This window comes from Curtobacterium sp. MWU13-2055 (genome assembly GCF_023242305.1).
Classification (GTDB): Bacteria; Actinomycetota; Actinomycetes; order Actinomycetales; family Microbacteriaceae; genus Curtobacterium.
Genome location: NZ_JALLIO010000005.1, coordinates 160,835 through 181,237, shown reverse-complemented (window position 1 = coordinate 181,237; position 20,403 = coordinate 160,835). Strand labels below are relative to the sequence as shown.

Genomic DNA, 20,403 nt, shown 5'->3' with positions numbered 1-20,403 from the left:
TCGTGAACACCCCAAGCAGCACCCAGAAGCAACACCCCCAGCACCACCGCACGAAGCCATCACCGCCGAACGCAGGGAGCAACACCATGACGATCGCACCGGCTGCACCGAGCACCACCCGCCGCGCCACCACGAAGAAGGCAGCGGCATCGAAGACCCAGGGCGCCGAGTCCGCGACGACCTCCCTCGACACCGAGGTCGACGCCGACGAGCAGCTCGCCGGCGTCCGCGGTGCCTCCGTCGACCAGGTCGGCGACTACCTGCGCCACATCGGTCGCCTCTCGCTCCTCACCGCCGAGGAAGAAGCGCAGATCGCCCGTCGCATCGAGGTCGGCCTGTTCGCGGAAGAGAAGCTCGCGACCGAGAAGGGCCTCGCGAAGACCCTGCAGCGTGAACTCCGCTGGCTCGTCCGCGACGGTGAGCGCGCCAAGGAGCGCATGATCACCTCGAACCTCCGCCTGGTCGTCAGCATCGCGAAGCGCTACTCGCAGCGCGGCCTGCCGTTCATGGACGTCATCCAGGAGGGCAACCTCGGCCTGGTCCGTGCGGTCGAGAAGTTCGACTTCACGCAGGGCTACAAGTTCTCGACCTACGCCACCTGGTGGATCCGCCAGGCGATCTCGCGTGGTCTCGCCGACAAGGCCCGCACGATCCGCATCCCGGTCCACACCGTCGAGCTGATCAACAAGATCTCCCGCACCGAGCGCGACCTGACCGTCGACCTCGGCCGTGCGCCGATGCCCGACGAGGTCGCCGCCGAGCTGAGCATGACGGTGGAAGAGCTCGTCGACCTCAAGGGCCGCTCGCACGAGCCGGTCTCGATCCACACCGTGGTCGGCGACTCGGACGACAGCGAGCTCGGTGACTTCATCGAGGACGAGGACGCTGCGTCCCCGAACGAGCTCACCGAGACCACGCTCCTGCACCGCGACATCCGTTCGATCGTCGCCGAGCTGCCGAGCGAGGAAGCCAACGTGATCCGCATGCGCTACGGCCTCGACGACGACAAGCCGATGACGCTCGACGAGATCTCGAAGATCGTGCACACGACCCGCCAGGCCGTCAGCCGGGTGGAGTCGCGCGCCAAGCTGCGTCTGTTCGCCAAGGCGGTCTCGCAGGACATGCAGCTGTACCTGACCGACTGAGGTCAGCAGGCTTCGGCCGGCGTTCGCGTCGGCAGGGGAACCCGGGTCGGTCTGTGGGAAGACGATCCGGTGGGGTGATGGGAAGGCCCGCTCGAGCACTGCTCGAGCGGGCCATTCACGTTCGCGGGAGAGGACGCCTGCCCGGACCGCTACTGGTCGAGTTCGCGCCCGAGCTTCTGCCGCAGGTCGCTCGGGATCAGCTCGATGAGCTGGTCGGGTCGTACCGGCAGGTCGAGCAGGCTCAGCTTCACCCGACCGGTGCGTCCGTGCCGCTCGGCGTCGAGTCGCACGACGCTGCCGGCGTCCTTGCGGAGGCGGACGTCGATCTGCGCTCCGGTGGCGACCTCGCCGACGACGAGTCCGTCGACCTCGAGTGCGGCGCTCCTGGTGCCCTCGGCGATGTCGAACCGGTAGCGCTCGCGGGCGGCGAGCACCACGGCGCGGTCGATGCCCGCCATCGGGGCGACCGGGGTGACGACGGACCCGGAGAGCGCGGGGGAGAGCACCGGGCCACCCGCGGCGTAGTTGTACGCGGTGGAGCCGGCCGGGGTCGCGGCGACGATGGCGTCGGCGCGGTAGTAGCCGTAGCCGAGCCCGCCGACGCTGAGGTCCGCCGACACCTGACCGGAACCGGGGCGCCGCACGATCGTCAGGTCGTTGAACGCCAGGTAGTCGGTGCGTGCGCCGCTCCAGGACAGCCGGGCCTCGAGCGCGTGGTGCGGCTCGAGCTGGTACTCGCCGGCCGACAGCCGGTCGAGCGCTGCCTCGAGTTCGGGCGGTTCGATCTCCACCAGGAACCCGACGTTGCCGTAGTTCACGCCGAGCACCGGGACCGGGCGCTTCGCCACGAGTCGCATCGCGCCGAGCATGGTGCCGTCGCCGCCGAGGGCCACGACGAGGTCGACGCGTGCGGTGAAGTCGTCGTCCTCCACCGCGGTGATGCCCCCGCCGATCCGCTGTGCGTCGGCTCGGCGGGCGACGAGCTCGCCCCGGCCGGACGCGTTCCATCGCTGCAGGGTCGTGACGGACTCCTGCACGTTCTTGGTCGGGTGGACGACGAGGCCGACGACGGGCTGATCCATGACCGGATGGTACCGAGCCGCGCTGAACCGAGGGCTGTTCAATTGCCATCGCATGCGATATTCTGAATACATGCAGATCGCTCAGCTGTCCGTCGCCCTCCTCACCGTCCGGCTGGGTCGCGAGATCGTGCTGCTCGCCGACCTCGAGTCCCACGAGACGGGCTTCGGCTTCGTCGACGCGGAGCACCTCCTGCTCGCCGCCGTCACGCTCTGCAACGGGATGCCCCGGTTCCGCCCGGTCCTCGAGGCGCACGGGGTCAGCCCCGAAGCCGTCCGCTCCGAGATCAGCGTCTTCGTCGGTGCGCGGGCCGCGTGCCCCGACGAGCACGACCGGGTCGCCTGCACCCCGGCGGCCGCCCGGGTCCTCGCACGAGCAGCCGTCCTCGCCGGTCCGGCCGAGCGCGTCCGCCCGGTGCACGTCGTGCTGGCCATCCTCGACGGCGTCGACGACCCCTTCATGGGCTCGGCGCACGACGTCCTCGACGCCCTGGGCGTCGAGCCGCGCCGCTTCCGGCGCGCCCTGCGCCGGGCAGCGCGCCGTGCCTGACACGCGACCGGGGAAGGAGACGGGAGGCCCGTGGCGGACGCCGCCACGGGCCTCCCGTCGTCTGTTCCGTTCGCTCACTGCGCACATCGCGCAGTGAGGTCACGCCCACGGCGAACAGGGGCAGCCCGCACGGGGAGCGCTGGTTACTCTCGGAGTACGTGACCGGACTCAGACGAGACCGGACCAGCTGTCGGCTCCGTCAGAAAGGGCCAAGGGAGAGCACATGTTCGAGAGATTCACCGACCGAGCCCGTCGTGTTGTCGTCCTCGCTCAAGAAGAAGCGAAGATGCTCAACCACAACTACATCGGCACCGAGCACATCCTCCTCGGCCTGATCCACGAGGGCGAGGGCGTTGCTGCCAAGGCGCTGGAGTCGCTCGGCATCTCGCTCGACGCCGTCCGCGAGCAGGTCCAGGACATCATCGGCCAGGGTCAGCAGCAGCCGACCGGGCACATCCCGTTCACGCCGCGTGCCAAGAAGGTGCTCGAGCTGTCCCTGCGCGAGGCGCTGCAGCTCGGCCACAACTACATCGGTACCGAGCACATCCTGCTCGGCCTGATCCGCGAGGGCGAGGGCGTCGCAGCCCAGGTGCTCGTGAAGCTCGGCGCCGACCTCAACCGGGTCCGCCAGCAGGTCATCCAGCTCCTGTCCGGCTACCAGGGCAAGGAAGCGGTCGCCGTCGGCGGCGAGCAGCAGCAGAACGCGCAGCAGGGTTCGCAGGTCCTCGACCAGTTCGGTCGCAACCTCACCCAGGCCGCGCGCGACGGCAAGCTCGACCCCGTCATCGGGCGCGAGAAGGAGATGGAGCGGGTCATGCAGATCCTGTCCCGCCGCTCCAAGAACAACCCCGTCCTGATCGGTGAGCCCGGCGTCGGCAAGACCGCCGTCGTCGAGGGGCTCGCCCAGGCGATCGTCAAGGGCGACGTGCCCGAGACGCTGAAGGACAAGCAGCTCTACTCGCTCGACCTCGGATCGCTCATCGCCGGTTCCCGCTACCGCGGTGACTTCGAGGAGCGCCTGAAGAAGGTCACGAAGGAGATCCGCACCCGCGGCGACATCATCGTCTTCATCGACGAGATCCACACGCTCGTCGGTGCCGGTGCTGCCGAAGGTGCGATCGACGCCGCGTCGATCCTCAAGCCCCTCCTCGCCCGCGGTGAGCTCCAGACCATCGGTGCCACCACGCTCGACGAGTACCGCAAGCACTTCGAGAAGGACGCAGCACTCGAGCGTCGCTTCCAGTCGGTGCAGGTCAACGAGCCGTCGCTGCCGCACACGATCAACATCCTCAAGGGCCTGCGCGACAAGTACGAGGCGTTCCACAAGGTGTCCATCACCGACGGTGCGATCGTCTCGGCCGCCAACCTGGCGGACCGCTACGTGCAGGACCGCTTCCTGCCGGACAAGGCCATCGACCTGATCGACGAGGCCGGCGCACGCCTGCGCCTCTCGATCCTGTCGGCGCCCCCGGAGCTCCGCGAGTTCGACGAGAAGATCTCGACGGTCCGTGGGTCGAAGGAAGCCGCCATCGAGGAGCAGGACTTCGAGAAGGCCGCCTCGCTGCGCGACGAGGAGAAGAAGCTCCTGGGTGAGCGTCTCCGCCTCGAGAAGCAGTGGCGTGCCGGTGACGTCGCCGCGTCCGGCACCGTCGACGAGGGCATCATCGCCGAGGTCCTGGCGCAGGCCACGGGCATCCCGGTGTTCAAGCTCACCGAAGAGGAGACCTCGCGTCTCGTCTTCATGGAGAAGGCACTGCACCAGCGCGTGATCGGTCAGGAAGAGGCCATCTCGGCCCTGTCCAAGACCATCCGCCGGACCCGTGCCGGTCTGAAGGACCCGAACCGCCCCTCGGGCTCGTTCATCTTCGCCGGGCCCACGGGTGTCGGCAAGACCGAGCTCGCCAAGGCGCTCGCCGAGTTCCTGTTCGACGACGAGGGCGCACTGATCTCCCTCGACATGTCGGAGTTCGGCGAGAAGCACACCGTCTCGCGTCTGTTCGGTGCCCCTCCCGGGTTCGTCGGGTTCGAGGAGGGCGGCCAGCTCACCGAGAAGGTGCGCCGCAAGCCGTTCTCCGTGGTCCTGTTCGACGAGATCGAGAAGGCCCACCCGGACATCTTCAACTCGCTGCTGCAGGTGCTCGAGGAAGGCCGTCTCACCGACGGTCAGGGCCGCGTGGTCGACTTCAAGAACACCGTCATCATCATGACCACGAACCTCGGTTCGCAGGGCATCGCCGGTGGCCCGGTGGGCTTCCAGGTCGAGGGTGACTCGGCCGTCGGCTACGACCGCATGCGCGGCAAGGTCAACGAGGAGCTCAAGAAGCACTTCAAGCCGGAGTTCCTCAACCGCGTCGACGACACGATCGTGTTCCCGCAGCTGTCGCAGCCCGAGCTGCTGCAGATCGTGGACCTGTTCGTGAAGCGCCTGGCCGACCGTCTGCTCGACCGCGACATGACGGTGGAGCTCACCCTCCCCGCCAAGGAGCAGCTCATCAAGGTCGGGTTCGACCCGTCCCTCGGTGCACGCCCGCTGCGTCGCGCGATGCAGCACGAGGTCGAGGACCAGCTGTCCGAGCACATCCTGCAGGGTGAGCTCACCGCCGGTGACCACGTCAAGGTCGACTTCGTCGACGGTGCGTTCCACTTCGAGACCGGGCGTCAGCCGGGCCGCGAAGAGGTCCTCGCCGGCGCAGCCGCGGTTGAGACCGCGACCGACGCGCCCCAGGGTGAGATCGAGTCCTAGGACCCGACACCAGACAGACGGGAGGCCCGGTGCCAGCTGGCACCGGGCCTCCCGTCTGTCCGTGTGCGGACGTGTCAGGCCGTGATCACGCCTGCACGTCGCCGCGCCAGCCCGTATCGGTCGGAGCCGACTCGACGCGCTCCTTGTAGTTCTGCAGGTCCTTCTTGATGGCGTGGCCACCGACGCCGACCGCAGCGCCGAGCTTCTCGAGGAAGCCGGACGGCTCCCAGTCGATCTGCGCGGTCACGCGCGTCTCGTCGTCGGAGAGCTTGTGGAAGGTGACGACGCCGGCGTGGTCGGTCTCGCCGTCCTTGACGGTCCAGGCGACACGCTCGTCGGGGTGCTGCTCGGTGATGACGGCGCGGAACTCGCGCTCCTGGCCGGCGACCTTCACGGTCCAGTCGGTGGTCTTGTCGTCGACCTGGACGATCTTCTCGACCTCGTCGAGGAAGTGCGGGAACTCCTCGAAGCGGGTCCACTGACCGTACGCTGCGGAGACGGGGACGTTGACGTCGACGGTTTCGATGATCTGAGGCATGGTGTGGACGGTAGGCGGCCGCGCCTGGGCGCAGTACAGCGGGATGTCCCCCGGAGCGGTCGGCTGCCGCTCGTCCACGCGCGGCTATGGTTGTCGGGATGACAGAGCACGGGAAGCACGCGTTCCACGAACGTGACGAGCACGGGATCCTGGTGCGTCCGGCACTCGCCTCGGACGTCCCGCACATCCAGCGGCTCATCGCCCCCTACGTCGATCGGCGCATCCTGCTCGGCAAGGAGAACGTCGCGCTGTACGGCTCGATCCAGCAGTTCCGGATCGCCGAGGGTCCCGACGGCGTCCCGATCGGCTGTGGTGCCCTCGCCGTCTTCTGGGACGACATCGCCGAGGTGCGCACGCTCGCCCTCGACGCCGACTGGATCCACAAGCGCGTCGGACACCGGATGCTCGAGGCGCTCGAACACGACGGCCGTGAACTCGGCGTCGCGCGGATCTTCTGCCTGACGTTCGAGGTCGACTTCTTCGCGAAGCACGGCTACCTGGAGATCGGCGAGCAGGTCGTCGAACCGGCGGTCTACGCCGAGCTGGTCCGCTCGTCGGACGAAGGGGTCGCGGAGTTCCTCGACCTCGCCCGGGTCAAGCCGAACACCCTCGGCAACACCCGCATGCTGAAGATCCTCTGACGCTTTCGCGCGGCACCCGGCGGGGGTCCCGCACCGGGCATCCGCGGTTGTCTACCCTGTGCGCATGTCGTCGTTGCGCCACCCCGTCGGGCCCGAGAAGCCGGTCGTTTACTGGCGCCGTCGTGCAGCTGTGCTCGGCGCGCTCGTGATCATCATCGTGGTGGTCGTGCTCATCGTCGTCGGACGAGGGAGCGCGTCGACGCCGACGGCAGCGCCCACGTCCTCGCCGTCCGCCTCGACTTCGGCTTCGGCCGGTGGTGCTTCGTCCGCTGCCCCGTCCCGTTCGGCGTCGGCATCTGCGTCGGCGTCTGGGTCCGGCGCTGCCGACGGGTCGACGTGCAGCAAGGACCAGGTCGTCCTGACGCCCGTGCTCGACAAGGAGGCGTACGGCCCCACCGAAGACCCGAAGATCGCCATGTCGATCAAGAACACCGGCACGAACTCGTGCCACCTCGACCTCGGGTCAGCGCAGCAGGTCCTGACGATCAGCTCGGGCGAGGAGCAGTACTGGTCGTCGAAGGACTGCCAGACCGGCGGCACGAACCAGGACGTCACGATCAAGTCCGGGCAGACTCTGACCACGCCCGCGATCGCCTGGGACCGCACCCGGTCGTCCACCACGACGTGCGATGCGTCCCGCCCGGCGGTCTCGGCCGACGGGGCCAGCTACCACCTGCAGGTCGCGGTCGGGAACCTCGAGTCGAAGGCCTCGGTGCAGTTCATCCTGCAGTAGCCCGGGCGTCGCGCGGGGGTGCGCGGTTCGGGCCAGCGGGAACCTGGTTCTCGGAGCAGGAACGACCCTGGGAACAGCAAACGGCCCCGCCGTCCAGAGGACGACGGGGCCGTTCGAAGCTGATGTGATCAGCCGAGGACGGTGATGTTCTCCGCCTGCGGGCCCTTGCGGCCCTCGGTGATGTCGAACTCCACCTTCTGGTTCTCCTCCAGCGACTTGTAGCCGTTGCCGGCGATCGCGGAGAAGTGCGCGAAGACGTCAGCGCTTCCGTCGTCCGGGGCGATGAAGCCGAAGCCCTTTTCGTTGTTGAACCACTTGACGGTACCGGTAGATGCCATGATGGCGTTTCCTTAGCTTTCTTGCGTTCCGCCATGGTGCGATCGCACCTGCGGAGCCCCGACGTACGTCGACGGGGGTGATGCGCCACGCGGGCAGGTGCCGGCGGGACGGGTTCGGGGTCAGGCCTGATGGCCAGTGACCCTGGTAGTCCGAGTTGAGGGGCAAACCACCTCGCCCGAACGTTGAGCGCCGCCGAAGCGGTTCCATCAGGCTAGCGTGCTCAGGGCCGACTGGCTACCCGTGCGTCACGGAACGGCGAAAATCTGGTGGAATTGATCAGATGGCAGACAAGGAACAGCGCTTCCGGAGCGAGCAGCTCGAGGAAGCCCTCGCGAAGCAGGACGTCGCTGCGGTGGCGTTCGCGCTGCGCAACGACATCGTGATCGTCCCCCGGCTCGTGACCGGCAAGAAGGACATGCAGGTGCGGGTGTTCGGGCGCGAAGGCTCCGAGAAGCGCATCCTGCTGCTGTTCTCGTCGGCTGACGCCTACACGGCGATGGTGCCGGACGAGAAGATCCGGCAGGTCATGGTCTACGACGGGCCTCGGCTCGAGGAGTTCCTGGCCGCCCACCTCGACATGCTCGAGGGCGTGTTCTTCGACATCGCCGGGCCGAACACCATGCAGGCGACCCCGGGGGACCTGCTGGCCGCATTGCGCGCTTAGGACTGGCCGTCGGGCTGTCCGCGGTGGGCCGTCAGGCTGTCCGTGGTGCGCCGTCGGCTCAGAACGCGCGGTCGAGCTCGCGCTCGCGAGCTGACTGCGTCATCGAGAACGCCACCCGCAGTGCTTCGCGCAGATGACCGGAGTCCGAGCCGAGCACCGTCGTGAACCCGAGGCGGGTGGCCTCGTTCACGCGCTGCTTCGTGCCCGTGGCCGGACGGATCTCGCCCGCCAGGCTGATCTCGCCCACGGCCGCGAGCGTGTGCGGGTACGGGCGGTCACGTGCCGCACTCGCCAGGGCCAGGGCGATCGCCAGGTCGGCGCCGGGTTCGGTGAGCTTCATGCCGCCCACCGTCGAGACGTAGACGTCGGCATCGGAGAGCTTGAGGCCGGCTCGGCGCTCGAGCACCGCGAGCAGCATCGCCACGCGTGAGGCATCGACGCCGTTCACGACCCGACGGGGCTGCGGCGCGGAGCTCGGCACGATGAGTGCCTGGACCTCGACCGGGAGCGCCCGACGCCCCTCGAGCGCCACGGTCACGCACGTGCCGGAGACCGGGGTCGCGTTCTTGGACATGAAGAGGCCGCTGGGGTCGGGGACCTCGTGGATGCCGTCGCCGCCCATGTCGAAGCACCCGACCTCGTCCGTGGGGCCGAAGCGGTTCTTCAGAGCCCGGACGAAGCGGAGCGCGGTCTGCCGGTCGCCCTCGAAGTGGCAGACGACGTCGACCAGGTGCTCGAGCAGGCGTGGCCCGGCGATCGTGCCGTCCTTGGTGACGTGGCCGACGATCAGGACGGGGAGGGCGCGGTCCTTCGCGATGCGGATCAGGGTCGAGGCGACCTCGCGCACCTGGGAGGTCCCGCCCGCGATGCCGTCGATCGAGCTGGACGAGATGGTCTGGACGGAGTCGGCGATGAGCAGGTCCGGCTTGACCTGGTCGATCTGGCCGATGATGACGCCGAGGTCGACCTCGCTCGCCAGGTAGAGGTCGTCGTGCATCGCCCCGGTGCGCTCGGCGCGGAGCCGGACCTGGTCGACCGACTCTTCCGCGCTGACGTAGAGGACGCGCTTGCCGGACGACGCCGCGCGCGAAGCGACCTCGAGCAGGAGCGTGGACTTGCCGACACCGGGTTCGCCGGACAGCAGCACCGCAGCGCCGGGGACGACCCCGCCGCCGAGCACGCGGTCGAACTCGCCGATGCCGGTCTGCCAGCGCTGCACCGTCGTGCCGCGGGCTTCGGTGATGGGCCGTGCCGCTCGGGCACCCGTGACGGCGACGGCCGCGGTGCCACGTGTGCTGGCCGAGACCGCCGAGGAGTCCTCGACCGTGCCCCAGGTCTGGCACTCGCCGCACCGGCCGACCCACTTGACACTGGTCCAGCCGCACTCGGTGCATCGGTAGAGGGACTGCGGGCGCGCCATGTCGTCGAGGCTAGGCCGTGCCGCCGACATCGCCGGAGCGGTGCACCGGCTCGTCGGGCAGGGCGACCGACCCCGTCACCCGGTTGCGGATCCGCTCGACGGGACTCGGCCGGTTGGCGTGGTCGAGTGCCTCGGCGCCGTCGGTGTCCTGCTCGGCACGAGCGTTCGCGACGGCCCCGGCCTCACGCCCGAGGTTCTCCGCCTCACGCGCGGACAGGTAGTGGCGGATCGCCGCCACCGTGTCGACCCGAGCGTCCACTGCGGGCTCGAACGCGCTCGCCCAGACCTCGTACCCCCGGTCGTTCGGGTGGAACAGGTCGCCGTAGCTGTTGAAGAACGTGCGGCGGACCCCCACCCGCTTCGTGATGGTGTGCAGCGGCGCCACGGTCAGCCCGAACTCGGCGGCCACACGGTGCACGATCTCGTTCGCCACCGCCACCTTGCGCTCACGGTCCGGCACGAACATGCACGGCAGCTCGGACACCACGGCGTGCGACGGCACCGCGCCGTAGATCGCCCGGATGTTCCGTTCGAACTTGTCCGGGTCGAAGTCCGCGATGTCGTTCGCCCCGATCGACACCGTGCAGATGTCGGGTGTGTACTGCCGGAGCTTCGGCAACTGGTCGCGCTTGGCACCCCAGGTCGTCGAGCCCGAGACGCTCAGGTTCACGACCCGCACCGACTCGTGGGAACGGTGCCGGATCCGTCGCGCCAACAGGCCCACGTACCCGCGGGACGGCACCGTTGCGCCCACGCCCTGCGCCGCCGAGTCGCCGATCGCCACGTACAGGAGCTGCCCCTCGTGCTGCTGTCGCTCGTGCCACCAGTCGGCGTGGATCGGCAGCATGTCGACCACCCGTTGCGCAGCCGCCCGTTGGCCCTTGACGCCGGCCCGGGCCCCGACGGCGGCTGCCCCGAGGACACCGGCCCCACCGAGGACGGACGTCAGGAGTGCGATGAGCGTGCGGGTCTTCATGCCGTGGACGGTACGCCCGCAGGCCGAGTCGACGACGTGGGCGGCCTGTGGGTGTGGGAAGAGCCGTAGGGGTGACCGCCTGTGGAGGGCGAGCCGACGTCGGGTGGCGTGGCGGGCCTCCCGGATCGTGTAAACTCTTTCCCGGTACCGTGTCCGAGCGGCCGAAGGATCATGTCTCGAAAACATGTGTGGGGGCAACTCCACCGTGGGTTCAAATCCCACCGGTACCGCCACTTCTCAGAAAACCCCCGTTCACGCGGGGGTTTTCTGCATTTCCAAGTGCAGCACCGATCGCCCTCGAGGGCGTGAGCGACCGGGGCGCTCTGCAGCCGGGTTCAGCGCCGCTTGCGGACTGCGTTCGTCGCCCACAACGCGACGGCGATCAGCACGGGCTGGAACAGGAGCCGGACGAACCGCTTGGTGTTCGTGTCCAGGCCGAAGCCGTCCCGGTGGTGCATCCACTGTGCAATGTTGCCCGGGAAGATCGCGGTGAAGAACACCGCTGCGACCCACCCGACGGTGGCCTGCCGACGGACCAGCAGCACGAGGGCGGCGCCGAGGGAGATCTCGGCGATGCCCGACGCCAGGACCGTGACGTCCGGGTCCAGGGGGACGAACTCCGGCACCTGGGCCCGGAACTCCTGGCGTGCGACGGTGAGGTGGCTGATGCCGGCCCAGGTCATGGCGGCGCCCAGCAGGATGCGGACGACGGTGCGGGGCTTGGTCGAGCGGGAAGTGCGGCGGCGGGAGGTCATCAGGGGCACGTGCCTTTCACAGGGGAGGGTGGAGCGGTGCGTCAACCGACGCTGCGGATGCGACGCCGGCGGGTGAGTTCGAACACGATCACTGCACCGGTCGCCGCGAGCAGGCCGACGCGATGCGCGCGGGCCACCGCCGTCGCGCCGGAGACGGCCAGCGCTGCGGCGGCGACGGTTCCTACGGTGACGGTGCGGTCCTCGAGGTCGAGGCCGGTGCGCACCGCTCCGAGTGCCGTCGCTGCGGCAGCGGCAGCCGTGGTCCACGGACGTGCGCCCTGCGCGAGGGTTGCGCCGGCTGCGATCTCGAGCAGCGGCACCAGGAGTGCGTGCGGGAGGCCGGGCACGAAACCGCGTTCCTGCATCCGGTGCGCCCGGACCGGCAGGGGACGCGTCATCGACGTGCCTGCTCCGTGCAGGGCGAGGAGCATGCCGGCGGACCGGATCATCGGCTGTGCGCAATCATGTTGTGCACAACCTAACACGGTGGCCCGCCGAATGCGCCTCAGCGGCCTGCGTCCCGCGCAGCCACGCGTCGCCGAACCGCCGCCGTCCACCCGAGCGAGATGGCACCGGCACCGAGCAGCGCCTTCACCGCGCCGCCGAGGACGAACGGGTACAGCCCGAACTCGAGCGTCTGCTGCAGGTCGAGCCCGAGCGACACCGCGAGCCAGCCCATGCCGATGGCGAACGTCACGACGGTGCCGAGCGCGAAGGACAGCACCGAGTTCCGCAGCGGGCGGTCGCCGAAGCGTTCGGCGATCCACCCGACCAGGGCAGCGGCGGCGATGAACCCGACGATGTACCCGCCGGAGGGACTGACGAGCACGCCGAACCCGGCGGAGCCACCCGCGAAGACCGGCAGCCCGATGACTCCGAGCAGCGCGTAGACGAGCATCGACAGGGCACCGCGGCGAGCACCGAGGGCGCTGCCGACCAGGAGGACGGCGAGCGTCTGCCCGGTGATCGGGACGGGCCAGAGCGGGACGGACACCTGTGCGGCGCCGGCAGTGAGCAGTGCGCCGCCGAGGACGAGTGCCGTGCTCACGACCGCGGTGCGGGGGAGCAGGGCGTCGGCGAGCGGACGGTGTGCGGTGGGGGAGAGCGCGGTCATGGCAGAACCTCCAGATGGGGCGACGGAGACGTACGGAAGAGCTGGTCAGACGGTGACGGCGGCGAGCAGTGACTCGGCCTCGCGGCGGGCATCCGCCACGGCAGTGGTGTCGAGCCCGCACGCCCGCAGGCAGGTCGCGACGATGGCGTCGCGGTCGGCCTCCTCGACACCTCCGACGCGGCGGAGCTGGATGACGGTCTCGGCGAGCTGGATGAGGATCCCACCGAGCCGTGCCGGCGGGATCGCGACGGTGACGTCGGAGTCGGCGGCGAGCGACCCGAGGCGCCCGTAGGCGTCCCGCAGCTCGATCCGCTCGGCGCGGAACCCGTCGTAGCGCTCGCCCTGCACCTCGGGCAGCAGGTAGAGCGTGCCGATGTTGTGCGGGGTGCGGGCGAGGGTCTCCACGTCGATCAGGACGAGCGCGGCCAGGGCACCGGCGGCCGATGCCGACGAGGGCACCCGGGCTTCGAGGCCGCGGACGACCTCGAGGCTCGGCCGGACCGAGGTCGTCAGGAGCTCGACGAACATGTCGTCCTTGCCGGCGAAGTGGTAGTACAGCGAGGCCTGCCGGATGCCGACCCGCTCCGCGATGGCCCGGGTCGAGGTCGCGCTGATGCCGTTCTCGACGAACAGGGCAGCGGCTGCGTCGAGGATCTGGTCGCGGGGGCTGAGCGCCGAGTCGGCGTTCGGGACGGCCCGCGGACGGCCGGGGCGTACGGGCCGGTCGTCGGAGGACATGCCCCCATCCTGACAGCCGGGGTCCGTCACGCCTGCTCCCGGTACGCGCGCCACCCGCCGTGGTGGGTGATGTCCCGGGCGCCCTCGACGGCGAAGGGTTCGACCAGGAAGCCGGTGACCTCGGCGCCGTCGTCGAGTGCCACGGTGCCGATGGCCATCGGCGCGGGCAGGCCTGCCACGAAGGTGCCGAACCCAGCGGCGGGCAGGCGCCAGACCTCACCGGCGATGCCGGATGGCGACGCGACACCCCCGCCGCCGGACGCGACCGGCCCCACGCGGACCAGCCCGGGCTTTGGCGGCACCGTGTCGAGGGCGTACAGCCGGTAGTCGGACGCGGTGCGGGCCTCCCGGACGAACGATCCGCCGGACGCGACCAGCTGGCCGTTCAGCGGCTGGTCACGGAGGTGCGCTCCGACGACCAACAGGTCGACGCCGGGCGCGAGGAACGCGGCGCCGAGCGCCGCGAGCCGTCGGTCGGTGAACGCGGGACCGGTCAGCATGACCCCGAACGGCAGGCCGTCGACGAACCCGGCAGGGACGGCGAGCGAGGCCATGTCGAGCAGGTTGGCGAAGTTCGTGTACCGACCCATCCGGCTGTTCGCGCCGATCGGATCGGCCGCGACCTCGTCGAGGGTGGGGTGCCACGTCGTGGTGGGCGTGAGGAGCGCTGTGGTGCCGGCGAGGGCGGCGCGTCCCGCGGCGCCGAGCACGTCGAGGCGTTCCTGGTCCGCGAAGAGGTCCGCTGCCGTGGGTCGGGCGCCACCCAGGACGATCGTGGCGACCGACGGGTCCAGGTCGTCGCCGACCAGGTCGCTGTGCGCCTCGACGTGCGCGCCGACGGCGGCGTACCGCTCGGCGACGAACGCGCCGTCGTAGAGCAGCGACGCTGCGTCGAGCAGGGGTGCGATGTCGACCTCGACCACCTCGTGGCCGAGTGCGCGGAAGCGCTCGACGGCCGCGGCGAAGGCCTCCGCCCAGCCGGGTGCGAGGCCCTCGAGCTGCGACGGCAGCGGGATCGCGATCCGCGGGACGGCCGGCACGTCGGCGAGGGCGACGTCGATGCGGGCGAGCGGGTCGGTGTCGTCCAGCCCGGCCATCAGCTCCGCCGCCGTGCGGGCGAGGTCGAGCGATCGGGCGAAGACCGTGACGCAGTCCTGCGAGCGGCAGGCCGGCACGACACCGGTGTTCGGCACCAGGCCCTTGGTCGGCTTCACACCGACCAGGTTGCCGAGCGCCGCCGGCACGCGGCCGGACCCGGCGGTGTCCGTGCCGAGTGCGAAGTCGACGATGCCGAGCGCGACGGCTGTGGCGGAACCGCTCGACGAGCCGCCGGAGATCCGCGTCGGGTCCCACGCGTTCCGGACCGCGCCGAAGGGCGACCGGGTGCCGACCAGGCCGGTGGCGAACTGGTCGAGGTTCGTCTTGCCGACGACGACCGCGCCGGCGGCGCGCAGGCGGGCGACGGCGGTCGCGTCGGCGGCGGGTTCGTACGCGTAGGAGCGGGCGGCTGCGGTGGTGGCCAGGCCGGCGACGTCGATGTTGTCCTTGACGGCGAACAGCAGGCCGGCGAGGGGGAGCGTCGGGTCGACGGCCTCGACCTCCTGCAGGACCGCGGCGCGGTCGCGCAGGGTGATCCAGACCTCGGGCCGGTCGACGGCGTCGATGCGGGCGAAGGCGTCGCGGACGCGGTCCGCAGCGGCGGTGGCGGCGCTCGCCCCGGCGCTCGCCGCGCTCACGCCGCCGCTCCGATCGCGGCCAGGACCTGCCCCGGTGCGACCTGGTCGCCCGGCTTGATGTAGACCTCCAACACGTGGCCTTCCACCGGTGCGTGCACCATCGACTCCATCTTCATCGCCTCCACTGCCAACAACTTCTGTCCCTCGTCCACCCGGTCGCCCGGTCGCACGTCCACCTGCCACACCGTCGAGGTGAAGGGCGCGGTCACGGCCGTCGCCCCGGCGGGCAGGACGACCTCGTCCGCCACGACGGCGGCCGGTTCGTCGCGCACGTCGAACTCGCCGGAGGCTCGCCACCGCTCCTTCTCCTCGCCGAACGCCCGCGCTTGCTGCGCCCGGAAGTCCGCGATCGAGCCCGCGTTCGCCTCGAGGAAGCGGTTGTACGAGGCGATCGAGAACTCGCCGTCGACGGTCTCGAACGAGCCCCGTCCGGCGTCGGTCTCGGCCCGCAGCTCGAGCAGCTCGTCGGCACCGACCGGGTACCACTCGATGCGATCGAAGAAGCGCAGCGCCCACGGGTCCTCCTGGAACAGCCCGCCGCGGCGGAACCGGTTCCAGATCTGCACGGTGCGCCCGACGAACTGGTAGCCGCCCGGCCCCTCCATGCCGTAGATGCAGAGGTACGCACCACCGATGCCGACGGAGTTCTCGGCGGTCCAGGTGCGGGCCGGGTTGTACTTCGTCGTGACGAGACGGTGCCGGGGGTCGAGCGGTGTGGCGACCGGGGCGCCGAGGTACACGTCGCCCAGGCCGAGCACGAGGTAGCTCGCGTCGAAGACGGTGCGGAAGACGTCGTCGACGCTCTCCAGACCGTTGATGCGCCGGATGAACTCGATGTTCCAGGGCGTCCACGGGGCGTCGTTCCGCACGCCGTTCATGTACCGCTCGATCGCCAGGCGGGTGGCGGGGTCGTCCCACGAGAGCGGCAGCTTCACGGTGCGCGAGGGCACGACGAGCTGGTCGGTCGGCGGGATCTCGTCCTCGAACTCGCGGAGCAGCGCGGCGACGTCGCGCGCCTTGAGCACGGACGCGTCGGTGTGCACCTGCAGCGAGCGGATGCCCGGCGTGATGTCGAGGATCCCCTTCGGCGTGTGTTCCTGCAGCTTCGTCATGAGCGCGTGCACGCGCATGCGCAGCGCGATGTCGAGCGTCATGTCGCCGTACTCGACGAGCACGTTGTCGTCGCCGTCGCGTCGGTAGGCGACGCTCGGACGGACGTCGGTCGCCTCCAGGCGGGTGATCACGCCGTCGTCGCCGTCGCCTCCGGTGCGGGGGACGGTCCGGGAGGCCCGGTTCGCCTCGAGCGCGGCGGCGTCGGCTTCGCGGACGGGGACGAACCGGACCGTGTCACCTGGTCGGAGTTGGCCCAGCTTCCACAGGTCGCCGCTGGCGACCACGGCGGGGCAGACGAAGCCGCCGAGCGAGGGCCCGTCCGGACCCAGGATGATCGGGGTGTCGCCGGTGAAGTCGATCGCACCGACCGCGTACGGGGTGTCGTGGATGTTCGAGGGGTGGAGGCCGGCCTCGCCGCCGTCCGTCCGCGCCCACTCGGGTCGGGGCCCGATCAGCCGGATGCCGGTGCGCGCCGAGTTGTGGTGCACGCCGTAGTCGGTGGCGTAGAAGACGTCGAGGTCGGCGCGGGTGAAGAAGTCCGGTGCCGCGTGCGGGCCCTCGGTGACGCCGATCTCCCACGTGTCGGTGAGTGCCGTGCGCCGATCGGCCGGGGTCGGGCCGCCGACCAGGCACAGGCGGGTGCCGGCGGGGAACGCCGGGTGCGCGGCGTCGGAGTCCGGTGAGCCCGGCCGCAGGACGTCGCCGGCGAGCAGCGCACGGCCGGCGTGCCCACCGAAGCCGCCGAGCGTGAAGGTGGCGGTGGAGCCGAGGTAGGTGGGGACGTCGAAGCCACCGCGGACGGCCAGGTAGGTGCGCAGGCCGGGCCCGGGGGCCGTGCCGATCGCCAGGGTCTGTCCGGCGCCGACCTCGATCGGCTCCCACGCCGCGACGGGTTCGCCGTCGATGGTCGCGGGCACGGGTGCGCCGGTGATCGCGATGACGCCGGCGGTCGAGAAGCGCAGGGTCGGACCCGTCGCCGTGATCTCGAGCGCGGGAGCGCCGTCGGGGTTGCCCACGGCGCGGTTCGCCTCGGCGAAGGACGCGGCGTCGAACGGGCCGCTCGGCGGGACGCCAACCTGCCAGTACCCGACCCGGCCGGGCAGGTCCTGGATCATCGTCATGGTGCCCGGTGCGATGACGTCGATGCGCGGGTCCGGGTCGTCGGTCTCGTCGAGCGTCGAGGTGGAGTGCGTGGCGGTGCGGAGCTCGAGGTCGTCGGTCAGTGCACGGAGCAGCCCGGTGTTCGTCACGATGCCGTCGATCCGCGTGGCGGCGAGGCCGTCGCGCAACCGGTCGAGGGCATCGTCGCGGGTCTCGCCGGTGGCGATGACCTTCGCGAGCATCGGATCGTAGAACGCCGAGACCTCGGAGCCGGTCTCGACCCAGCCGTCGACGCGGAGTCCGCTCGGGTCGCCGGACTCGGTGGTCGCGCTCGGGAACACCGCCTGGGTGACGAGGCCGCTCGAGGGCAGCGAGCCCTTCGCCGGGTCCTCGGCGTAGACACGGGCCTCGACGGCGTGGCCGTTCGGGGTCCAGGTGCGGTCGAAGACGTCGTCGCCGATGCCGTCGGCGCCGTCACGGGCCAGGCGGAGCATGAGGTCGACGAGGTCGACTCCGAAGACCTCCTCGGTCACCGGGTGCTCGACCTGCAGGCGGGTGTTCACCTCGAGGAACGACGCCTCTTCGCGCACCGGATCGTAGACGAACTCGACGGTGCCGGCGCTGCGGTAGCCGACGCTCGCGGCCAGGCGACGGGCGGACTCGTGCAGCTCGGTCCGGACGTGCTCGGGGAGCGCCGGTGCGGGGGACTCCTCGATGACCTTCTGGTTGCGGCGCTGCAGGGAACAGTCCCGGTCGCCGATGACCGCGACGCGGCCGTTCCCGTCGCCGAAGAGCTGGACCTCGACGTGCCGGGCCGGTCGCACCAGGCGCTCCAGGAAGATGCCGGCCGACCCGAAGGCCGCGGTGGCCGTGCGGGTGACGCTCGTGTACGCCGCGCGGACCTCGGCGAGGGTCGCGCACGCCTGCATGCCGATGCCGCCGCCGCCACCGGTGGCCTTGAGCATCACCGGCAGGCCGATGCGCTCGGCCTCGGCCACGGCGTCGTCGACGCTGGCGAGCAGGCCGGTGCCGGCGAGCATCGGGACCCCGGCAGCGGCGGCGAGCTCGCGGGCGGTGTGCTTCGCGCCGAAGCGGACGATCTGGTCGGCGGTCGGCCCGACGAACCGGATGCCGGCGTCCTCGCAGGCGCGGGCGAAGTCCGTGTTCTCCGACAGGAACCCGTAGCCGGGGTGGACCAAGCCGGCGCCGGTGTCCTTCGCTGCCTGCACCACGGCGTCGATGCGGAGGTACGAGTCGCGGGCGGGGGCCGGGCCGAGGCGGACGGCGACGTCGGCCTCGCGGACGTGCGGAGCGGCCCGGTCGGCGTCCGAGTAGACGGCGACGGTCCGCATGCCGAGGGCCTTCGCGGACCGGATCACCCGGCGGGCGATCTCGCCGCGGTTGGCGACGAGGACGGTGTTCTGGCTCAGGGTCACGGTGTCGGTCCCGGTGGGGTCGGGCGCGGCGGTCACGGCTGGACCACGATCATGCGCAGTGGGGTGCAGGAGAAGTCGTTGCACGGGTTGTTCATCTGGGGGCAGTTCGACACGATGACGAGCACGTCGCGTTCTGCCCGGACGGCGACGCGCTTGCCCGGTGCGCTCATGCCGTCGACGATCCCGAGGGCGCCGTCGGCCTCGACCGGGACGTTCATGAACCAGTTGAGGTTCGAGACGATGTCGCGGGCACCGAGGCCGTGCCGGCCGGCCTCGGCCAGGAAGTTCTCGCGGCAGCCGTGCTGGTACTGGGTGTGGTGGCCGTACCGCAGGGTGTTGGACTCCTTCGAGCACGCGCCGCCGATGGTGTCCTGCCGGTCGATCTCGTTGGCGACGACCGTCATGAGCGGGTGCCCCTCGTTCGACATCAGCACGGTGCCGGTGCGGACGTAGGCGTTCCCCTGGGCCGCGAGGGTGTCCGGGACGCTGTAGCGCTCGTCGGGGTCGTGCGCGTCGTAGACCAGGCAGTCGGCGCTCTGGTTGCCGCCGACGTCGACGATCGTGAGCACCTGGCCGGCGCGGACGACGGCGGACCAGGGCGCGAGCGGCTCGACCCGGTCGTCGCGGACGACTTCGCCGGGCACGAGGGACTCGCTCCAGTCCAGGGCGACGTCGGGGGCGTGGACGGCGCCGACCGGGACGGTGGAGGTGCGGGTGTGCGTCGTCGTGTCGGGCATCAGAGGCCTCGTGCTTCCGCGTAGTCGATCGCGTTCAGGTAGGCGCGGGTGAGTTCCGGCGTGGCCGTGAACCGCTCGTCCGCGTCGGTCGTCGGTGCCCCACGCCAGGCGTGCACCCGGAGCGGGCCGACGGCGTACTCCGGCCGGGGGGCGATCGGGTGCGCGACGTTCGCGACGAGCACGAGCAGCGGCAGCTCGGCGACGAGGGTGACGTGGTGCCCGGCTCCGGCCGAACCGGTGAAGGTCATCGCCCCCTCGTCGTCGATCCGGACGCCCTGGAAGAACGAGATGCTCGGCGGCAGGTCACGCTTCGTCAGCCCGTGCTTCGCCGCTGCCTTCGCGAACAGCGACCGGCCGCTCGGCGTCGGACCCTCGGGCGCCGCGCCACCGTACTTCGTCTCGTTCCAGGCGTCGGTGGAGGTTCCGCAGAAGGCGTCGTGGTGCCCGGACGTGTCCTCGACCACCGTCGCCAGGGCCCGGCCGTCGCCGCTGAGCAGTGGCGTGCCGGCACCGAGGTAGGCCTGCCACGGGATCTTCTGCGTGTCGGCGACGTTCAACCGCTCCCACGGTTCGAGCGCGTTGAACACCAGGAGGTTGGCGCAGGCCTGCCCCGTCGGGTCGTCGAAGCGGAGACGAGAGCCCCTGGCCAGGATCTTGTGCGTGTACCCGCCGGGGGCCACCGTCTCTGCCCAGACGAGCTGTGCGCGGTCCACGCCCTCGGGGGCGAACGGGGACGTCGACGCCGGCAGGTACGGCATGTACTCGGACTGCGTCCCGGCCTGGGCGCGCGCATCGGAACGCGAGGCGAGCACGCTGTCGGTCTGGTGGAGGTCGCGCATGGGGTT

General features: G+C 70.7%; 19 protein-coding genes and 1 tRNA gene. 7 read left to right on the top strand and 13 right to left on the bottom strand.

Annotated features, from left to right (window positions below):
• Positions 1 to 86 precede the first annotated feature (86 nt).
• Positions 87 to 1,145, top strand: coding sequence for a sigma-70 family RNA polymerase sigma factor (locus M4960_RS12525; protein WP_248704412.1), 1,059 nt, complete (start codon positions 87 to 89; stop codon positions 1,143 to 1,145).
• Between the two features lie 149 nt (positions 1,146 to 1,294).
• Here the strand turns inward: M4960_RS12525 and M4960_RS12520 are convergent, their stop codons facing one another.
• Positions 1,295 to 2,227, bottom strand: a complete 933-nt coding sequence (locus M4960_RS12520; protein WP_111086944.1) for an NAD(+)/NADH kinase — start codon at positions 2,225 to 2,227, stop codon at positions 1,295 to 1,297.
• A gap of 70 nt (positions 2,228 to 2,297) precedes the next feature.
• On the opposite strand from M4960_RS12520, the gene M4960_RS12515 reads away from it, so the two are divergent.
• Both M4960_RS12515 and M4960_RS12510 read left to right on the top strand, forming a co-directional pair.
• Positions 2,298 to 2,774, top strand: coding sequence for a Clp protease N-terminal domain-containing protein (locus tag M4960_RS12515; protein WP_248704411.1), 477 nt, complete (start codon positions 2,298 to 2,300; stop codon positions 2,772 to 2,774).
• Positions 2,775 to 2,997: 223 nt separating this feature from the next.
• Positions 2,998 to 5,517 carry an ATP-dependent Clp protease ATP-binding subunit gene (locus M4960_RS12510; protein WP_123294552.1) on the top strand — a complete coding sequence of 840 codons (2,520 nt, stop codon included), beginning with the start codon at positions 2,998 to 3,000 and terminating at the stop codon, positions 5,515 to 5,517.
• 85 nt (positions 5,518 to 5,602) lie between these two features.
• Here the strand turns inward: M4960_RS12510 and M4960_RS12505 are convergent, their stop codons facing one another.
• Complete coding sequence (locus tag M4960_RS12505) at positions 5,603 to 6,055, bottom strand: SRPBCC family protein (protein ID WP_123294553.1); 453 nt, start codon at positions 6,053 to 6,055, stop codon at positions 5,603 to 5,605.
• A 98-nt stretch (positions 6,056 to 6,153) separates the two neighbouring features.
• On the opposite strand from M4960_RS12505, the gene M4960_RS12500 reads away from it, so the two are divergent.
• Both M4960_RS12500 and M4960_RS12495 read left to right on the top strand, forming a co-directional pair.
• Positions 6,154 to 6,696 carry an amino-acid N-acetyltransferase gene (locus tag M4960_RS12500; RefSeq protein WP_173170102.1) on the top strand — a complete coding sequence of 181 codons (543 nt, stop codon included), beginning with the start codon at positions 6,154 to 6,156 and terminating at the stop codon, positions 6,694 to 6,696.
• 64 nt (positions 6,697 to 6,760) lie between these two features.
• Positions 6,761 to 7,429, top strand: coding sequence for a hypothetical protein (locus M4960_RS12495; RefSeq protein ID WP_248704410.1), 669 nt, complete (start codon positions 6,761 to 6,763; stop codon positions 7,427 to 7,429).
• A 128-nt stretch (positions 7,430 to 7,557) separates the two neighbouring features.
• On the opposite strand, the gene M4960_RS12490 is transcribed toward M4960_RS12495, so the two are convergent.
• A complete protein-coding gene (locus tag M4960_RS12490) occupies positions 7,558 to 7,767 on the bottom strand; it encodes a cold-shock protein (RefSeq protein WP_017887662.1) in 210 nt (69 codons plus the stop codon).
• Positions 7,768 to 8,048: 281 nt separating this feature from the next.
• On the opposite strand from M4960_RS12490, the gene M4960_RS12485 reads away from it, so the two are divergent.
• On the top strand, positions 8,049 to 8,432 hold the full coding sequence (locus M4960_RS12485; RefSeq protein WP_133938701.1) for an SseB family protein: 384 nt from the start codon (positions 8,049 to 8,051) through the stop codon (positions 8,430 to 8,432).
• A gap of 58 nt (positions 8,433 to 8,490) precedes the next feature.
• On the opposite strand, the gene radA is transcribed toward M4960_RS12485, so the two are convergent.
• Together radA and M4960_RS12475 are read right to left on the bottom strand one after the other, a co-directional pair.
• Positions 8,491 to 9,852 (bottom strand): DNA repair protein RadA, encoded by a 1,362-nt coding sequence (gene radA / locus M4960_RS12480; protein WP_248704409.1) that lies wholly within the window; start codon positions 9,850 to 9,852, stop codon positions 8,491 to 8,493.
• A 10-nt stretch (positions 9,853 to 9,862) separates the two neighbouring features.
• On the bottom strand, positions 9,863 to 10,828 hold the full coding sequence (locus M4960_RS12475) for an SGNH/GDSL hydrolase family protein (RefSeq protein ID WP_248704408.1): 966 nt from the start codon (positions 10,826 to 10,828) through the stop codon (positions 9,863 to 9,865).
• Between the two features lie 143 nt (positions 10,829 to 10,971).
• On the opposite strand from M4960_RS12475, the gene M4960_RS12470 reads away from it, so the two are divergent.
• A tRNA-Ser gene (locus M4960_RS12470) sits at positions 10,972 to 11,061 on the top strand.
• Positions 11,062 to 11,163: 102 nt separating this feature from the next.
• On the opposite strand, the gene M4960_RS12465 is transcribed toward M4960_RS12470, so the two are convergent.
• Genes M4960_RS12465 through M4960_RS12430 form a run of 8 tightly spaced genes read right to left on the bottom strand, consistent with a single transcriptional unit; the run spans position 11,164 to position 20,397 of the window.
• Positions 11,164 to 11,583, bottom strand: coding sequence for a hypothetical protein (locus tag M4960_RS12465; protein WP_248704407.1), 420 nt, complete (start codon positions 11,581 to 11,583; stop codon positions 11,164 to 11,166).
• 41 nt (positions 11,584 to 11,624) lie between these two features.
• Positions 11,625 to 12,032 carry a hypothetical protein gene (locus M4960_RS12460; protein ID WP_159572856.1) on the bottom strand — a complete coding sequence of 136 codons (408 nt, stop codon included), beginning with the start codon at positions 12,030 to 12,032 and terminating at the stop codon, positions 11,625 to 11,627.
• Between the two features lie 56 nt (positions 12,033 to 12,088).
• Positions 12,089 to 12,697 (bottom strand): biotin transporter BioY, encoded by a 609-nt coding sequence (locus tag M4960_RS12455; protein ID WP_248704406.1) that lies wholly within the window; start codon positions 12,695 to 12,697, stop codon positions 12,089 to 12,091.
• A 45-nt stretch (positions 12,698 to 12,742) separates the two neighbouring features.
• Entirely contained in the window at positions 12,743 to 13,435 is a 693-nt protein-coding gene (locus M4960_RS12450) for a TetR/AcrR family transcriptional regulator (protein ID WP_248704405.1), read from the bottom strand.
• A 26-nt stretch (positions 13,436 to 13,461) separates the two neighbouring features.
• On the bottom strand, positions 13,462 to 15,171 hold the full coding sequence (gene atzF, locus M4960_RS12445) for an allophanate hydrolase (protein ID WP_248704404.1): 1,710 nt from the start codon (positions 15,169 to 15,171) through the stop codon (positions 13,462 to 13,464).
• Positions 15,168 to 18,857: an urea carboxylase gene (gene uca / locus M4960_RS12440; protein ID WP_248704403.1), complete on the bottom strand. Its 3,690-nt coding sequence runs from the start codon at positions 18,855 to 18,857 to the stop codon at positions 15,168 to 15,170. The genes atzF and uca overlap by 4 nt, the downstream gene beginning before the upstream one ends.
• On the bottom strand, positions 18,854 to 19,558 hold the full coding sequence (locus M4960_RS12435; protein WP_134195549.1) for an urea amidolyase associated protein UAAP2: 705 nt from the start codon (positions 19,556 to 19,558) through the stop codon (positions 18,854 to 18,856). Before M4960_RS12435 ends, uca begins: the two co-directional genes overlap by 4 nt.
• On the bottom strand, positions 19,558 to 20,397 hold the full coding sequence (locus M4960_RS12430) for an urea amidolyase associated protein UAAP1 (protein ID WP_248704402.1): 840 nt from the start codon (positions 20,395 to 20,397) through the stop codon (positions 19,558 to 19,560). The genes M4960_RS12435 and M4960_RS12430 overlap by 1 nt, the downstream gene beginning before the upstream one ends.
• Positions 20,398 to 20,403 lie beyond the last annotated feature (6 nt).

Coding starts and splice junctions, on each gene's coding strand:
- M4960_RS12485 (WP_133938701.1), top strand. CDS start 8,049: ATGGCAGACAAGGAACAGCGCTTCCGGAGCGAGCAGCTCGAGGAAGCC.
- M4960_RS12435 (WP_134195549.1), bottom strand. CDS start 19,558: ATGCCCGACACGACGACGCACACCCGCACCTCCACCGTCCCGGTCGGC.
- M4960_RS12510 (WP_123294552.1), top strand. CDS start 2,998: ATGTTCGAGAGATTCACCGACCGAGCCCGTCGTGTTGTCGTCCTCGCT.
- M4960_RS12495 (WP_248704410.1), top strand. CDS start 6,761: ATGTCGTCGTTGCGCCACCCCGTCGGGCCCGAGAAGCCGGTCGTTTAC.
- radA (WP_248704409.1), bottom strand. CDS start 9,852: ATGGCGCGCCCGCAGTCCCTCTACCGATGCACCGAGTGCGGCTGGACC.
- M4960_RS12460 (WP_159572856.1), bottom strand. CDS start 12,032: ATGATCCGGTCCGCCGGCATGCTCCTCGCCCTGCACGGAGCAGGCACG.
- M4960_RS12520 (WP_111086944.1), bottom strand. CDS start 2,227: ATGGATCAGCCCGTCGTCGGCCTCGTCGTCCACCCGACCAAGAACGTG.
- M4960_RS12475 (WP_248704408.1), bottom strand. CDS start 10,828: ATGAAGACCCGCACGCTCATCGCACTCCTGACGTCCGTCCTCGGTGGG.
- M4960_RS12430 (WP_248704402.1), bottom strand. CDS start 20,397: ATGCGCGACCTCCACCAGACCGACAGCGTGCTCGCCTCGCGTTCCGAT.
- M4960_RS12505 (WP_123294553.1), bottom strand. CDS start 6,055: ATGCCTCAGATCATCGAAACCGTCGACGTCAACGTCCCCGTCTCCGCA.
- M4960_RS12455 (WP_248704406.1), bottom strand. CDS start 12,697: ATGACCGCGCTCTCCCCCACCGCACACCGTCCGCTCGCCGACGCCCTG.
- M4960_RS12465 (WP_248704407.1), bottom strand. CDS start 11,583: ATGACCTCCCGCCGCCGCACTTCCCGCTCGACCAAGCCCCGCACCGTC.
- M4960_RS12490 (WP_017887662.1), bottom strand. CDS start 7,767: ATGGCATCTACCGGTACCGTCAAGTGGTTCAACAACGAAAAGGGCTTC.
- M4960_RS12450 (WP_248704405.1), bottom strand. CDS start 13,435: ATGTCCTCCGACGACCGGCCCGTACGCCCCGGCCGTCCGCGGGCCGTC.
- M4960_RS12525 (WP_248704412.1), top strand. CDS start 87: ATGACGATCGCACCGGCTGCACCGAGCACCACCCGCCGCGCCACCACG.
- M4960_RS12500 (WP_173170102.1), top strand. CDS start 6,154: ATGACAGAGCACGGGAAGCACGCGTTCCACGAACGTGACGAGCACGGG.
- M4960_RS12515 (WP_248704411.1), top strand. CDS start 2,298: ATGCAGATCGCTCAGCTGTCCGTCGCCCTCCTCACCGTCCGGCTGGGT.